Annotated in this window: 16 protein-coding genes; 8 read left to right on the top strand and 8 right to left on the bottom strand. The window is 65.5% G+C overall.

The window, feature by feature from the left end; all coding sequences use genetic code 11:
* The first annotated feature begins 81 nt into the window (after positions 1 to 81).
* Positions 82 to 1,425: a tRNA (N6-isopentenyl adenosine(37)-C2)-methylthiotransferase MiaB gene (gene miaB, locus AC2VLV_RS10755; RefSeq protein WP_486989981.1), complete on the top strand. Its 1,344-nt coding sequence runs from the start codon at positions 82 to 84 to the stop codon at positions 1,423 to 1,425.
* A gap of 30 nt (positions 1,426 to 1,455) precedes the next feature.
* Here the strand turns inward: miaB and AC2VLV_RS10750 are convergent, their stop codons facing one another.
* From AC2VLV_RS10750 to AC2VLV_RS10730, 5 genes are all read right to left on the bottom strand, one after another.
* Entirely contained in the window at positions 1,456 to 2,697 is a 1,242-nt protein-coding gene (locus AC2VLV_RS10750) for a D-alanyl-D-alanine carboxypeptidase family protein (RefSeq protein WP_486989978.1), read from the bottom strand.
* Between the two features lie 213 nt (positions 2,698 to 2,910).
* Positions 2,911 to 3,591, bottom strand: a complete 681-nt coding sequence (locus tag AC2VLV_RS10745) for an alpha/beta hydrolase (RefSeq protein ID WP_486989977.1) — start codon at positions 3,589 to 3,591, stop codon at positions 2,911 to 2,913.
* A gap of 15 nt (positions 3,592 to 3,606) precedes the next feature.
* Entirely contained in the window at positions 3,607 to 3,954 is a 348-nt protein-coding gene (locus AC2VLV_RS10740) for a (2Fe-2S) ferredoxin domain-containing protein (RefSeq protein ID WP_486989976.1), read from the bottom strand.
* A gap of 4 nt (positions 3,955 to 3,958) precedes the next feature.
* Positions 3,959 to 5,104 (bottom strand): VanZ family protein, encoded by a 1,146-nt coding sequence (locus AC2VLV_RS10735; RefSeq protein WP_486989975.1) that lies wholly within the window; start codon positions 5,102 to 5,104, stop codon positions 3,959 to 3,961.
* 42 nt (positions 5,105 to 5,146) lie between these two features.
* A complete protein-coding gene (locus tag AC2VLV_RS10730) occupies positions 5,147 to 5,584 on the bottom strand; it encodes a CopD family protein (RefSeq protein WP_156054103.1) in 438 nt (145 codons plus the stop codon).
* 259 nt (positions 5,585 to 5,843) lie between these two features.
* On the opposite strand from AC2VLV_RS10730, the gene hemB reads away from it, so the two are divergent.
* Together hemB and AC2VLV_RS10720 are read left to right on the top strand one after the other, a co-directional pair.
* Entirely contained in the window at positions 5,844 to 6,839 is a 996-nt protein-coding gene (gene hemB / locus AC2VLV_RS10725; RefSeq protein ID WP_486989980.1) for a porphobilinogen synthase, read from the top strand.
* Positions 6,840 to 6,856: 17 nt separating this feature from the next.
* Positions 6,857 to 7,534 carry a cytochrome b/b6 domain-containing protein gene (locus tag AC2VLV_RS10720; RefSeq protein WP_486989974.1) on the top strand — a complete coding sequence of 226 codons (678 nt, stop codon included), beginning with the start codon at positions 6,857 to 6,859 and terminating at the stop codon, positions 7,532 to 7,534.
* Between the two features lie 2 nt (positions 7,535 to 7,536).
* On the opposite strand, the gene AC2VLV_RS10715 is transcribed toward AC2VLV_RS10720, so the two are convergent.
* Complete coding sequence (locus AC2VLV_RS10715; RefSeq protein ID WP_486989973.1) at positions 7,537 to 8,097, bottom strand: 2'-5' RNA ligase family protein; 561 nt, start codon at positions 8,095 to 8,097, stop codon at positions 7,537 to 7,539.
* A 76-nt stretch (positions 8,098 to 8,173) separates the two neighbouring features.
* Here AC2VLV_RS10715 and AC2VLV_RS10710 point away from each other — a divergent pair, with 76 nt between their 5' ends.
* Positions 8,174 to 9,169 carry a ChaN family lipoprotein gene (locus AC2VLV_RS10710; protein ID WP_486989972.1) on the top strand — a complete coding sequence of 332 codons (996 nt, stop codon included), beginning with the start codon at positions 8,174 to 8,176 and terminating at the stop codon, positions 9,167 to 9,169.
* A complete protein-coding gene (locus tag AC2VLV_RS10705; protein WP_486989971.1) occupies positions 9,166 to 9,414 on the top strand; it encodes a GDCCVxC domain-containing (seleno)protein in 249 nt (82 codons plus the stop codon). Before AC2VLV_RS10710 ends, AC2VLV_RS10705 begins: the two co-directional genes overlap by 4 nt.
* Before the next feature lie 3 nt (positions 9,415 to 9,417).
* Here AC2VLV_RS10705 and AC2VLV_RS10700 read toward each other — a convergent pair whose 3' ends face one another.
* Positions 9,418 to 10,185, bottom strand: a complete 768-nt coding sequence (locus AC2VLV_RS10700) for a YoaK family protein (protein WP_486989970.1) — start codon at positions 10,183 to 10,185, stop codon at positions 9,418 to 9,420.
* A 62-nt stretch (positions 10,186 to 10,247) separates the two neighbouring features.
* Here AC2VLV_RS10700 and AC2VLV_RS10695 point away from each other — a divergent pair, with 62 nt between their 5' ends.
* Positions 10,248 to 11,183 carry a DMT family transporter gene (locus AC2VLV_RS10695; RefSeq protein WP_486989969.1) on the top strand — a complete coding sequence of 312 codons (936 nt, stop codon included), beginning with the start codon at positions 10,248 to 10,250 and terminating at the stop codon, positions 11,181 to 11,183.
* A gap of 3 nt (positions 11,184 to 11,186) precedes the next feature.
* Here AC2VLV_RS10695 and AC2VLV_RS10690 read toward each other — a convergent pair whose 3' ends face one another.
* A complete protein-coding gene (locus tag AC2VLV_RS10690) occupies positions 11,187 to 11,981 on the bottom strand; it encodes a sulfurtransferase (protein ID WP_486989968.1) in 795 nt (264 codons plus the stop codon).
* A gap of 64 nt (positions 11,982 to 12,045) precedes the next feature.
* Between AC2VLV_RS10690 and AC2VLV_RS10685 the strand changes: the two genes are divergently transcribed.
* Together AC2VLV_RS10685 and AC2VLV_RS10680 are read left to right on the top strand one after the other, a co-directional pair.
* On the top strand, positions 12,046 to 13,374 hold the full coding sequence (locus AC2VLV_RS10685) for an MFS transporter (RefSeq protein WP_486989967.1): 1,329 nt from the start codon (positions 12,046 to 12,048) through the stop codon (positions 13,372 to 13,374).
* Between the two features lie 83 nt (positions 13,375 to 13,457).
* The gene (locus AC2VLV_RS10680; RefSeq protein ID WP_486989966.1) at positions 13,458 to 14,831 is read left to right on the top strand and encodes an MFS transporter; all 1,374 of its coding nucleotides are present in this window, start codon (positions 13,458 to 13,460) and stop codon (positions 14,829 to 14,831) included.
* The last annotated feature ends 22 nt before the right edge of the window (positions 14,832 to 14,853 follow it).

Genomic DNA, 14,853 nt, shown 5'->3' with positions numbered 1-14,853 from the left:
TACCGCGGCCAGCCAGCTTCAGTTGCCCAAGGCGCCGGGACAGTGCGGGCTGTTTTTCAGCAATTGACGGACGCTTCCATCGTGACGAAAAAGGTCTTTATCAAAACGTTCGGCTGCCAGATGAACGAGTACGACTCGGCCAAGATGGCCGACGTGCTCAGCGCGGCTGAGGGTTATGAAACCGCGGCAACGCCGCAGGAAGCCGATCTCATTTTGCTCAACACCTGCTCCATCCGCGAAAAGGCGCAGGAAAAAGTGTTCAGCGATCTGGGGCGCCTGCGCGAGCTCAAAGCCGACAAGCCGAATCTGCTGATCGGCGTGGGCGGCTGTGTGGCGAGCCAGGAAGGCGAGGCCATCGTCAAGCGCGCGCCTTATGTCGATCTGGTGTTTGGCCCGCAAACGCTGCACCGACTGCCGCAGCTCATTGCGCAGCGCCAGGCGCTCGGGCGTGCGCAGGTCGACATCAGCTTTCCGGAAATCGAAAAATTCGATCACCTGCCACCCGCACGGGTAGAGGGCCCAAGCGCCTTCGTCTCCATCATGGAAGGCTGCAGCAAGTATTGCAGCTATTGCGTGGTGCCCTACACCCGCGGCGAGGAAGTCTCGCGGCCCCTGGTCGACGTGCTCACCGAGGTGGCCGAGCTGGCCTCGCTGGGCGTGCGCGAGGTAACGCTGCTGGGCCAGAACGTCAACGCCTGGCTGGGCACGGGCGAGGGCGAAGATTTCGCCTTTCTGCTGGAATGCGTGGCCGAGATAGATGGCATCGAGCGCATTCGCTACACCACCAGCCATCCCAAGGAATTCACCCAGCGGCTGATCGATGCCTACGGCCATATTCCCAAGCTGGTCAACCATGTGCACCTGCCGGTGCAGCATGGCAGCGACCGCATTCTGGCGGCGATGAAGCGCGGCTATACCGCGCTGGAGTTCAAAAGCATCGTGCGACGGCTGCGCGCAGTGCGCCCCGACATCTGCATCGGCTCCGACTTCATCGTCGGCTTTCCGGGCGAGACCGATGCCGACTTCGCGCAGCTGATGAAGCTGATCGAGGACATGCAGTTCGACGCCAGTTTCAGTTTCATTTTCAGCCCGCGCCCCGGCACCCCGGCAGCCAATCTGGCGGACGACACCCCGGCCGACGTCAAGCTCAAGCGGCTGCAGGCCTTGCAGGCGCAAATCGAGACCCAGGCCTCGGCCATCAGCGCCGCCATGGTGGGGACGGAACAATCCGTTCTCATCGAAGGGCCGAGCAAGAAAGACCCGTCGGAACTGCAGGGCCGCACCGAAAACAACCGCATCGTGCACCTGAAGGCAAACGCGCGCTTGATCGGCCAGATCGTGCCCGTGCGCATCACCACGGCCTACCCGCACTCGCTGCGCGGCGAGGTGTGCGTGGTCAAACCCGATCGGGCCGCGGCGGTTTGATCCGCCCGGCCTGAGACGGGCTGCAGCCTCTTACTTGATCATCAGTCGCAGGCTGTCCCAGGCGCGGCCGAAAATACCGGCCTCGGGCACGGCCTTGACGACCTCCAGCGGATAGACCGCCAGCGGCTTGCCGCTCATGCTGACATCGAGTTGGCCGACGCGTTGCCCGGCACGCAGCGGCGCCACCAGCGGATCGGGTCGCACCACCTTGGTCTGAAGGTCTTTGCCCATGCCGCGCGGCACCGAGATGACCACCGGCACCGAGGAGCCCAGCTCCACTTTGTTATCCACGCCCTTCCAGACTGGCGCAGTCAGTACCGGCTTGCCGGGCGAGGCCAACACGATGTCGTCGAAGTTCTGATAGGCCCAGTTGAGCAACACCTGACTCTCATCGCCGCGGGCCCGCTCGGAGGGCGTTCCCATCACCACGGTGAGCAGGCGGCGCGGGCCGTTGGGAAACTGACGCAGCGCCGAGGTGATCATGCAGTAACCCGCCTCGGAGGTGTAACCCGTTTTCATGCCGTCCACGGAAGGATCGGTGAACAGCAGGCTCACGCGGTTGGCCTGGGTGATGTGGTTGTAGGTGAACTCCTTGACCTTGAAATAACGCGCGTAATCGGCCGGAAAGTCGCGGATGATGTGGGTGGCGATGATGGAGAGGTCATACGCCGTGGTGTGGTGGTCGGGCTCGGGCAGACCCGTCGGGTCCATGAAGTGCGTGCCCTTGAGGTTCCACTGCTGCGCCTGGCGGTTCATCATGGCAACAAAGGCGCTCACCGAGCCGCCCACGGTCTGCGCCAGCGTCATGGCGGCGTCATTGCCCGACTGCACGATCATGCCCAACAGCAAATCGTTGACCGAGACCGGCACGCGCGGGTCGATGAACATGCGCGAGCCGCCGGTCTTCCAGGCTTCTTTCGACTCGGTCACCATCTGGTTGAGCTTGATGGTGCCTTCTTTCAAGGCCTTGAAGGTCAAATAAGCCGTCATCAGCTTGGTCAGCGAGGCCGGCGCCTCCTGCGCATGGGCGTCGTGCTCGGCGAGGATCTGTCCGCTGGTCAGATCGACCACCAGCCAGGACCGCGCATCGAGCTTGGGCGGCGGCACGGTGGCCAGCATGGCCTGCATCGGCGTGAGGGGAGCGGCTACGGCGCTCGGGGCCGGAGTCGTTGCGGCAGGGGCGGCCGCTGGAGCGGAGGCGGCTTGCGCCAAAGGCGACAGCGCGAGCAGACAGGCCGCGCTGCAGGCGGCGACAAACGATGGAACGGACATAGGCGAATCCTGGAACTCAAAACAGAAAAACCGACACCCTAGCAGCCTCAGGACTTGACAGGGGTGACGAAGTTTTGCCGCGCACGCTATGAGCCCTTCGGGCTTTGGAATCGTCGGCTGCAAATGAGGCGCAGGAGGTCAGAGCGCGGTGCGGTGAGAAGGTTCGCAGAAACGAAAAAACAAAGGCGCGTTTCAGAACGTGCGCTGCTGGCCTCAAGTGTTTTCTGTCCCGTGCCACTGGCAGACCCAGTCGCGCAGGGGCAGCAGCAGGCCGTGGAAAAAATGCCCCGCGCCCGGAAACACGACCACGGGCAACTGCTGCGGTCGCGCCCAATCGAGCACGCCGGACAGCGGCACCACATCGTCTTGCTCGCCATGCAGCACAAGCACGCGCTGTGCGAGCGGGGCGGCGTTGGTCGGCTTGATCTGCGGTACGTCGAAACGGGTGACGGCCGTGCCCACCAGAGTGAGATGCTGCAAGGTGGCGCCCCGCTGCTGCAAGGCCAGCGCACAACGCGCGGCGACGGCGGCGCCGAAGGAAAATCCGGCCAGCGCCAGGGGCAGGGCCTCGCGCTCAAGCCCGGCTTGCTGCGCGACCTGAGGCGTGAAGTCGTCGAGCACGGCCAGCAGGTCGGCGGTCTCGCCCACGCCGTGGTCAAACGCTCCGGCCGTGGCGCCCACGCCGCGAAAGTTGGGCCGCACCGCCACGAAACCGAGTTGCAGCCAGGCACGGGCCAGGGTCTGCGCCACCTTGTTGTCGAGCGTGCCGCCGAACAGAGGATGAGGGTGCGCCACCAGCGCCAGCCCGCGGGGTGGCCCCTCGGGCGCATCGACCGCCACTTCGATCGCCCCCGCCGGACCCTCTACCAGCAGCTTGCGGGTCTGCGCGTTCATTTGCATCGGCCCGGATTACTGATCCGCGTCGGGCGAGTCAGCGAGATCCGGCAGACGCAGACGCTCCACCACCTCGCCACGCAGAAGATGGCTTTGCACGATGTCATCGATGTCGCTCTGGTCAACATAGGTGTACCAGACGCCCTCGGGATAGACCACGCAGACTGGCCCCTCCTCGCAGCGATCGAGGCACCCCGCCCGGTTGACGCGCACCTTGCCCGCGCCCGCCAGCCCCAGCGTCTTGACGGCTGATTTGCAGTGCTCGAACGCAGCCTCCGCCCCGCTGGCGGCGCAGCACGGCCGTTTGGCGCTGGCGTCGCGCTGGTTCAGACAGAAAAAAATGTGGTGTTTGTAGTAGTCCATCGGTTCAATTGTCGTGGCGAACGGGCCGCAACGCTCGCGCCATCAAATAGATCAGGGCGGCGAACGGCCATAGCCAACTCAGCCACTGCGGCAAACCATACAGCCGGATGAACAGACCTTGGCTCCAGGCCTGCAGATTCAGCGCGTAATACGGCCCCGGCCCCGAGCCATTGATCCACCCCAACGCGAGCGCCAGACTGAGCACGCCGACCGCGGCGCCCCATCGCGGCGGCAGATACGACAGCGGCAAGCCGATCATCAGCCCCAGCGCCACGCTGCGCAGGGTGGGCACGGTCGCCCAGGCCAAAGCGTGTTCGGGGCCGAAACTCAAGGCGGCCGACAGGCTGACGGCCAGCAGGCCGGTGAAGGTCAGTGCCAGCGCCAGCCGCAGCCGGGGGGCGCCTGGCCGCAGCAGCGCCGCAAGCAGCAAAAGCGAACCGGCGAGCATGGCCGCGGTGATGCCGCTCTGGCGCAGCCCGCTCATCGGCGCGAAATCTGGCAATCGCAGGCCGCTGTTGACAAACCACGCCGACAGAATGCGCCAGGTATCGGTATCGAGCGCCGGCTGCAACAGGGTCGGCACGATCTGCCCGGTACCGAACAGCACGGCGGCGGGCCAAAGCAGCGCCAGCGGCCACAGCGCCAACAGCAGCAAGCCATAGCCCACCTGAGGCGCAAACCAGCGTTCTCGCCACAGCCGCAGCAGCGCCGCGAGGCGCAGCCGCGGCAGTAGCCAAACGCAGATCGCGGCGCCCAGCAGACCGCCTAGCGAATTGGTCAGCCAGTCGAGGTTGGACGACACGCGCATGGGCAGGAAGGCCTGCGAGGCTTCCATGCCGAAAGACACGCCGCTGGCCAGCACGCTGGCCGCCAGCCACGATGCCCAGCGCGGCCAGCGCGCCGGCAGATTGCGGGCGATGAGATAGCCCAGCGGCAGATAGCCGCCGACATTGATCAGCAAGTCGCTGAAGGTGATGTAGCGCGGCAGCGGCGCAAGCGCGAAATCAAACGGCATCAGTCCCTGCCAGCGCCATCCCGAGAACGGATAGAGGCTGGCATAGACGATCAGCAGCACATAGCCCGCCAGCGCATAACGCATGAAACGGGAAACCGGGCGCGCGCTGTGCGCAGGGCGATGCGGCGAAGACATGAGACGACGTCGGCGCCAGCAAGCGGCGCGCCCGTATAACCGTCAGAACGGCTTGATAACCACCAGCGGAATGATGATGAACAGGATGATGGTGGGAATTTCGTTGAACCAGCGATACCACTTGTGGCTGCGGGTATTGGTTCCCTGCTCGAACTGGCGCAGGATGCGCTTGCACCAGAACATATAGATCACCAGCAACACGACCAGGGTGACCTTGGTGTGAATCCAGCCGTTGCCCGGGCCGTGCAGGCCGATGCCGTAATACAGCCACAACACCAGACCGAGAATGATGGCCGGCCACATCAGAATGTGGGTGAAGCGGTAGAGTTTGCGGCCCATCATCAGCAGGCGCTCGCGCTCGGCGGTGCTGTCAGCGGGCACCATGGCCAGGTTGACGAAAATGCGCGGCAGGTAGAACAGACCGGCGTACCACGCGATCACAAAAATGATGTGCCAGGTCAGCACCCACTGAAAAGCCATCTTGAACTCCCTTTTGCAGACAGAGCAGCAGTGTAAAAGAGCCTTGACGGAACCTTGTTGCCAGGGGGCAAACGAATATTGCGGGCAAAAAAATCCCCGGCAGTGCTGGCCAGGGATTCAAGCCTTGAATCAAGGCCCCGCTCAGGGAGGAGAAGCGGGGGATGGCACATCTTGCAACGCACCATCCAGTTGAAAAAGATAGCATTCATCGCATCAAGTTCCACTCCATGACCCACCAAAGATGAAAAACTTTGTGAACATGCCCGGCTTTCCGGGCACCCGCATGCGGCGTTTGCGCCGTGACGACTTCAGTCGCAGGCTGGTGCGCGAGCACGCCTTGAGCCCGGACGATCTGATCTACCCGGTGTTCATCCTCGACGGCCAGCAACAGCGCCAGAGCGTGGCGTCGATGCCCGGCGTGGAGCGTTTGAGTGTCGATCTGCTGCTGCCGGTGGCCGAGGAATGCGTGAAACTGGGCATTCCGGTGCTGGCGCTGTTTCCGGTGATCGATCCCAAGCTCAAAACGCCCGATGGCGTCGAGGCCACCAACGCTAACGGTCTCGTGCCCCGCGCGGTGCGCGCGCTCAAACAGGCCTTCCCGCAACTCGGCGTCCTCACCGACGTGGCGCTCGACCCCTACACCTCGCACGGCCAGGACGGTTTGCTCGACGAGACCGGCTACATCCTGAATGAGCCGACAGTGGCCATGCTGGTGAAGCAGGCGCTGGTGCATGCCGCCGCCGGAGTGGACATCGTCGCGCCGAGTGACATGATGGACGGCCGCATCGGCGCCATCCGTGCCGCGCTGGAGGCCGACAGCCATATTCATACCCGCATCATGGCCTACAGCGCGAAGTACGCCAGCGCGTTCTACGGCCCGTTCCGCGACGCCGTGGGCTCGGCTTCCAACCTCGGCAAGGCCGACAAGAAGGTCTATCAGATGGACCCGGGCAACTCCGACGAAGCGCTGCGCGAAGTGGCGCTCGACATCGCCGAGGGCGCCGACATGGTGATGGTCAAGCCCGGCATGCCGTATCTCGACATCGTTCGCCGGGTGAAGGACGAGTTCCACATGCCGACCTTCGCTTATCAGGTGAGCGGCGAATACGCCATGCTCAAGGCCGCCGCGCAAAACGGCTGGCTCGACCACGACGCGGTGATGATGGAAAGCCTGCTGGCGTTCAAGCGCGCCGGGGCCGACGGCATCCTCACCTATTTCGCTGTCGAGGCGGCACGCAAGTTGCGGCAAGGCTGAACGCCCGGAGCCGCGCCATGAAAGTCCGTGTCTGGGATTTACCGCTGCGCCTGTTTCACTGGGCGCTGGCCGCCTGCGTGACCGTCTCCATCCTCACCGGGCTGACCGGCGGCAACGCCATGCAGTACCACTACTGGAGCGGCTACACGCTGATTGCGCTGCTGGTGTTCCGGCTGGTGTGGGGCGTGGTGGGCAGCCGTCACGCGCGGTTCTGGAACTTCGTGCACGGCCCCCGCGCTATCTGGCGTTATGTGCGCGGTGACGACCCCCGCCCCGAGCACCTGCGCGCGGGTCACAATCCGCTGGGCAGCCTTTCGGTGCTGGCGCTGCTCACCGTGGTCGCGCTGCAGGTCATCAGCGGGCTGTTTGCGAATGACGAAATTTTCAACGAAGGCCCGCTGGCTAACTATGTGAGTGACCGCACCAGCGCGATCTTCACCTTCTATCACACCACCATCGGCCAGCCGCTGATTTATGTCCTCGTCGGCCTGCACCTTGCGGCCATTGCGTATTACGCCATTTTCAAGCGCGAAAACCTGGTGCGCCCCATGCTCACCGGCGACATCGATACCGTGGTCGGCGCTCCCGCCGCGCGCGACACTTGGGGGTTGCGACTGCTCGCTCTGATCATCGTCGCCGCAGGCGGAGTGCTGGCGTGGTGGATATCCACGCTGGGTAGCGTGGGCGGCTATTGATCTCATTGATCGAGCGGCCAGCGCCCGATGACGTCGTAACGCCCGGAACCCAGCACGGAGTGCACCAGCGCGAAGCCGTGCACCGTCCAGCGCAGCGGCGGGAAAGTGATCGGTGGCTGCGAAGCCTGCGCCCGCCGTGCCAGCGTGACATGCGGTGCGAAGGCGCGAGCGTCGAACGGCAGACCGCGCTGGCCGACCTGCTCCGCCAGCGCTGCGCGCAACGAGAGCAATTCCGCCGGGGGCTGCGAGGGTGCGAGATGGGCAATGCCGCCGTGGCGCCAGAGCGCTGCCCGGTCGAGCGTCAGCTCGAAATCGGCCCAGTTGCGCACAACCCGTTCGCCCACCTCCAGTTGCGTCTTCACCCGGTCGGCGGGCACCCCATCCATGAACAACACGGTGAGATGCAGTTTGGCCGCAGCCGCCGGTCGCGCGGGCGGCGCCCACTGCCAAAGCGTCTGATGCTCGGCGATGCGCTGGCGCAGCGTCCTTCCGGGCCAGAGCGCGAAAAACAGCCGCAGCGCAGCGGGTGGGTCAGGCGGGGGATCGATCGGCGTGGCAAACATGGGGCTTGACCTGTCTGAATAGGGGAATAGCGGCCTGCGCTAAGTTTCAGTTCTCCATGCTATTGAAGCTTCTGCCATGTCAACCCGACCCATCTCTGCACCGCCGTCTTCATCTCCAGATGCCACCCGCAGGCGTCTGAACCTCGCCCTCGGCCTGGCCGCTGGCGGGCCGCTCTGGCTCGGGAGTCTGGCGGCGCAGGCCGCCGCCTTGCCGCCGCTGCCTCGCTACACCCAGCCGGTGGAAGCCCATTCGCCGCTGGTCGGGCGCATTCTGCAAAGCGGCCAGCAATTCATCGCCCCGCAACAACTGGTGAGCGACTGCGCACAAGCCGCGCTGTGCATGCTGGGCGAGCAGCACGATCACCCCGATCATCACGCCGTGCAGGCCTGGATCATTGCCGCCTTGGCCCAGCGCGGCGAGTTGGCCGCCGTGGCGCTGGAAATGGCGGATGCCGGGCAGCGTTTCGACGGCCCGCGCGATGCGCCTGAAGCCGTGGTGCGCGAGCGGTTGCACTGGAGCGAAGACGGTTGGCCGTGGAAGCTGTACGCCGCGCCGGTGATGGCCGCGGTGCGCGCCGGGGCGCCGGTGGTGGGCGTCAACCTGCCGCAAGCCGCGATGCGCCCCGCCATGCAGCAGGCGCGCTGGGACGCCAGCGTGCCACCCGCGGTGCGTCAGCGCATTCTCGATGACGTAGCAGAAAGCCATTGCGGCTTGCTGCCCGCCTCGCAACTTCCGGCGATGGCACGCATCCAGTTCGCCCGCGACGACAGCATGGCCGCGCACAGCCTGGCGCTCGCGCGGCCGGGCAAGACCGTGGTGTTGCTCACCGGCAGCTTTCACGCCAATCGCACCCTGGGCATCGCCCTGCATCTGGCGGCGCATGCGGTGCATACGCCGCCCAGGGTTGCGCGCCCGCTCAAGGTGTTCAGCCTGCTGCTGCAAGGGCTCTCGCCCGATACGCAGGCCGAACTTCCGGCGGGCTATGACGCGGTGTGGTTCACTCCCGGCACCCCGCCGATCGACCACTGCGCCCAACTGCGCCAGATGATGAAAGGCAAGCCAAATCCATGACCCAATCCGCCTGCTGCACCAGCGACCGCCCCGCCGCGCCGGTCGAACTGACCTCGGTGCTGACCTGTCCGGCCTGCGGCGCGACCAGCACGCAAACCATGCCCGAAGACACCTGTCTGTGGTTTTTCACCTGCCCGTCCTGCGGCGCCGATCTGCGCCCGCTGCCCGGTGACTGCTGCGTGTTTTGTTCGTATGGCAGCGTGCCCTGCCCGCCGGTGCAGCGCCAGCGACAAGCAAAGGCTTGAGCCTCAATGCGCTGCCGAGAGCAGACGCTTGCGCAGCTTGTACAGATCGTCCCCCACAGGCACGGCGGCCAGCAGCAAAAGAATGGCCGCCAGCGGCACGGTGGTCACGTAGCCGATGCGGGCAAAACTCATCGCCCCCGCCACGCCGCCGCCGAAAAACAGCAGCAGCAAGCCCGTCAGCAGCGCCAGATGACCGAGATCGGCGTGCACCGGCCGCAGTTGCGAATCGTGATCGCGGTTCCAGTACACCATCCTCCCGAGTTCGATGCCAATGTCGGTGACGATGCCTGTCACATGCGTGGTGCGGATCACCGCATGCGACACCTTGGTGATCATGGCGTTCTGCAGCCCCATCATGAAGCACAGCAGCGACACCGTGGCGGGGATGAACAACCAGTCCAGCAGCGACAGCCCCGCACCCAGCAAGCCGAACAACAGCATCAGCGCCGCTTCGAGCACCAGCGGCAGCGCGTACTCGCTATGCAGGTGCTGCCTGCGGCCCAGATTGATCAGCAGGGTAGACACCATGGCGCCCGCAATGAAACTCAACACCGCCCCCAAGCCCGCCGCGGCCAGAGACCAGTTGGCTACCGCCAGGTGATCGGCCATTTCCGACACGATGCCGGTCATGTGCGAGGTGTACTGATGCACCGCGACAAAGCCGCCGGCATTGGCCGCGCCCGCCACCGCAGCCAGCACCAGACCGAGCACGCGGTCTGCCCAGGGCGTGCGCCGCCGCCCGGTCAATCGACGCAGAGTATGCACAGGCATGACAGAAAACGGGCCGCACCGTGCAGCCCGCTCCAAAAGTAAATCGCACCGACAATTCGGTGATGGATTTCATTATTTTGCTCCTTGGCGGCGCCGTGCTCGGCCTCGCCGGCGTTTTTGTGCGGCTGGCCGACACCACCGCCAATCTCGGCCCCTTCGCCAGCGCCTTCTGGCGCATGGCCGTGGCCGCACCGTTTTTGCTGGCCTGGGCTGCGGTGCAATGGCAACTGCAGCGCAGGACGCACCCGGCTGCGACCAGCCCCGCGCCAGCGCAACCCCCGCGGCAGTTGTTCAGCAAGCGCCCGGCCCCGCCCGCCCTGCTGGCGCACTGGCCGACCTGGGGACTGGCGCTGTTTGCCGCGGCCATGTTCGCGCTCGATCTGGTGTTCTTCCACCTCGCGGTGACCTGGACTGCGGTGGGCAACGCCACGCTGGAGTCGAACTTCGCTCCCGTGCTCATCACCCTGGCTTTCTGGGTCATCACCCGCAACGCGCCGCAGCCGGTGTTTCTTGCCGGGTTGGCCGCAGCACTGGGAGGCGCGGCCCTGATGATCGGCCCCAACTTCGGCAACAGCCGCGCGCTGCTGGGCGATGCCAGCGGGCTGGTGTCCGCCGTGTTCTATGCGGCGTATCAGGTGGGCATCCAGCAGGCGCGGCAGCGGCTGTCCACCGCGCCGCTCATGGCCGTGGTCACCCTGCTCGCCGCCGTGGTGCTCTGGCCTTTCGCCCTCGCCGAGGGGCGGCTATGGCCGACTGCGGCCATCGGCTGGGTGTGGGTGCTGGGGCTGGCGCTGCTGGTGCAGATCGGCGGGCAGGTGGTCATCGCCTACGCGGTGCGCCGGCTCAACCCGGCGCTCTCATCCGTGGGACTGCTGGTGCAGCCCGCCATGGCGGTGGTGTATGCGTGGATTCTGCTGGGCGAGGCGCTGACCGCCGGTCAACTGCTCGGCGCCGGTCTGGTGCTGAGCGGGATTTATCTGGCGCGCAAGGGGATGTGAGGTTCAGCGGTGCCGCGGCGCAGCGGGCGGGGCGATGGCGCCATCGCTGGGCTGCAGATCGGAGCCGAGCACTTCGCGTTCGTCGAACACGAAGCAGCCGCCCTGGTAGTGCGCGGCGCCGACCTGCTCGAAGTATTTGAGGATGCCGCCTTCGAGCTGATAGACATGCTCGATGCCGCAGTCTTGCATCAGCAACGCGGCTTTTTCGCAGCGAATGCCGCCGGTGCAGAAGGTGACCACGGTCTTGCCCACATAGTCGGCAGCGTGCTCTTCGACGGCGGGGGCGAATTCGCTGAATTTGCCGATGCGAAAGTCCACGCAGTCGGCAAAGCTGCCGAGATCACGCTCGAAGGCGTTGCGGGTGTCGAGCAGCACGACCGGGCGGCCTTCGTCGTCGCATCCGGCATCGAGCCAGGCTCTGAGCCTCTCGGGCGTCACCGCCGGTGCGCGCCCGGCCTCGGGGCGAATCTGCGGACGGTTCAGGGTGATGATCTCTCGCTTGATTTTCACCTTCAGGCGCTTGAAGGGCTGGGTTTGGGAGATCGACTCCTTCGGGCTGAGGTCGGCCAGCCGGGCGTCGGCGCGCAGCGTGCCCATGATGGCGTCGATGGCGCCGCGCGGCCCGGCGAGAAACAGGTTGATGCCCTCGGGCGCCAGCAGGATGGTGCCCTTGAGTTGCAGGGCTTCGCATTGCGCTGCCAGCCGCGCCTGCAGCGCGGGCAGGTCGTCGAGGCTGACGAATTTGTAGCAGGAGATGTTGACCACCTCGGGCGCGGCGGTCGATTTTTGTGGGGTCATGCCGCTGAATTATCCGGCGCGTCCGCCGCTGTGCCATCATCCGGCCCTCATACCGCTGCCGACCATGCCCCAATCCGCCCGCCCCAATCAGTTCGCCCTGCTCGGCCAGCGCCGTTTCGCGCCATTTTTCTGGACGCAGTTTGGCGGTGCGGGCAACGACAACCTGTTCAAGTTCGCCTTCACGGTGATGGTGGCTTACCGCGCCGAAGCGGCCACGGCCTTGTCCACCGGGCTGATGGTCAACCTCATCGCGGCGCTCTACATCCTGCCCTTCGTGCTGTTCTCGGCGACCAGCGGGCAACTGGCCGACAAGTACGACAAGGCGATGCTGATGCGGCGGGTGAAGACGCTGGAAATCGCCATCATGGCGCTGGCGCTGTGGGGTTTTGTCACCGCCAACGTGCCCGCGCTGCTGGCCTGCGCCTTTGGCATGGGACTGCACTCCACGCTGTTCGGCCCGGCCAAATACGCCTATCTGCCGCAGCATGTGAACAGCGCCGAACTCACCGGCGCCAATGGCATGACCGAGATGGGCACGTTTGTCGCCATTTTGCTGGGCAATCTGGCTGGTGGTCTGGTGATGACCGCAGGGCGCGGCACGCTGATCGCCGGGCTGGCCTGCGTGGCCGTGGCGCTGCTGGGCTGGACGGTGGCGCGCTTCATTCCCGCCACCGCGCCGGTGGACCCGCAGCTTCGCATCAACTGGAACCCATTTACCGAAACCGCGCGCAATCTGCGGTTGGCCGCCGCCGACCGCACGGTGCTGCAGGCGCTGCTGGCGATTTCGTGGATGTGGTTTTACGGCGTGGCGTTTCTCACCCAGTTTCCGGTGTTCGCCAAGGATGTGCTCGGCGGTAACGAGGCGGTGGCCTCGCTGCTGCTGGCGGTGTTTTCCATCGGCATAGCGCTGGGCTCGGTGGCTTGCGAATGGCTGGCGCGCGGGCGGGTGGAAATCGGCCTGGTGCCGCTGGGCGCCATCGGCATGACGGCTTTCGGCATCGATCTCTACTTCGCCACGCTGCACCTGCCACATGAGGCCGCGTTGCAGGGCGTGCTGCCCTTCGTGCGCGATCCGGCGCACTGGCGGGTAATGCTCGATCTGTTCCTGCTCTCGGCCAGCGCCGGTATCTACAGCGTGCCGCTTTACGCCCTCATCCAGCAGCACACTCCGTCCACGCATCGTTCTCGGGTGATTGCGGCGAACAATATTCTCAACGCCATTTACATGGTGGTGTGCTCGGGCTATTGCGCGGCGCTGCTGGTGGCCGGGGTGAGCGTGCCCGCGCTGCTGCTGAGCGTGGCGCTGCTCAATGCGGTGGCCGCGGGCTGGCTGATCTGGCGCCAGCCGCTGTACGGCCAGCGCTTTCTGGCCTGGGCGCGGCAGCGGGCGTGATGCAACGGGCGTGATGAATCCGGCTTGATTCGGCTGGAATAGGCGACTGTGCGAACATTTCAGGGTTTTCGCTCCCGCCTCGCATGTCTTCCTCTCCCCCGCCTCGCGCTCCGCAAGATCCGCCGCTCTCTGTCAACCAGTTCAAGCTGCTGGGTCAGCGCCGCTTTGCGCCGTTTTTCTGGACGCAGTTCACCAATGCGGGCAATGACAACCTGCTGAAGTTCGCCTTCACCATGCTGGTGACCTACCGCGCCGAGGCGCAGACCGGCCTGCCTGCGGGGCTGATGGTCAACCTCATCGCCGCGTTGTATGTGCTGCCCTTCGTGCTGCTGTCGGCCACCGCCGGGCAGCTCGCCGACAAGTGCGACATGGGCGTCATCATGCGGCGCATCAAGACCTTCGAGATTGTCATCATGCTCGCGGCGCTGTGGGGTTTCATCACGGTGAACGTGCCGCTGCTGCTGGCGTGCGTGCTGGGCATGGGGCTGCATTCCACCCTGTTCGGGCCGGTGAAGTTCGCCTATCTGCCGCGCCACCTGCACACGGCCGAACTCACCGGCGGCAACGGCATGACGGAAATGGGCGGCTTTGTCGCCATTCTGCTGGGCAGCATGGTCGGCGGGGTGCTGATGACCTATCCGCAAGGGCCGGTGTTTGCCGGTGTGGCCTGTCTCGTCGTTGCACTGGCCGGCTGGACGATGGCGCGCTTCGTGCCGCGCACCCCGCCGCTGTGCAGTGACACCGGCATCAACTGGAATCCGTTCAGCGCCACGGCGCGCAGCCTCAAGCTCGCCGCCGCCGACCGACCCGTGCTCGTGGCGCTGATCGCCATTGCCTGGATGTGGTTCTACGGCGTGGCCTTCCTCACCCAGTTCCCGATCTTCACCCGCGAGGTGGTGCACGGCAGCGAAGCGGTGGCGTCGCTGCTGCTGGTGATTTTCGCCGTGGGCATCGGCCTGGGCTCGGTGGCCTGCGAGTGGATGGCGCATGGCCGGGTGGAGATCGGCCTGGTGCTGCTGGGCGCCATCGGCATGTCGGTATTCGGCATCGATCTCTACTTTGCCACGCAGAATCTGCCGCACAACGGGCAGTTGCAAACCCTCACCCTGTTCTTGCGCGAAGGCGAGCACTGGCGGCTGATGGTCGATCTGCTGCTGGTCTCGGCCAGCGCCGGCATCTACAGCGTGCCGCTTTACGCCTTCATTCAGCACCGCGTGGCCGAAACCCACCGCGCCCGGGTGATTGCGGCCAGCAATATGCTCAACGCCCTGTTCATGATTGCCTGCGCGGCGTATTGCGCCGTGTTGCTCACCGCGGGGGTGGGCGTGCCCATGCTGCTGCTGACCGTGGCCGTGTTCAACGCCCTGATGGTGGCCTGGCTGGTGTGGACGCAGCCGGTGTACGGGCAGCGCTTCGTCGCCTGGGTGCTACGCCGGAAAATCGCTGCGGGTTCTTGAGCACCGGCTGATCTGCTCGGCT

This window comes from Thiomonas sp. TH-17 (assembly GCF_057473305.1).
Note: the sequence above shows the minus strand (reverse complement) of the source record. Positions and strands in the feature narration are given on the sequence as shown.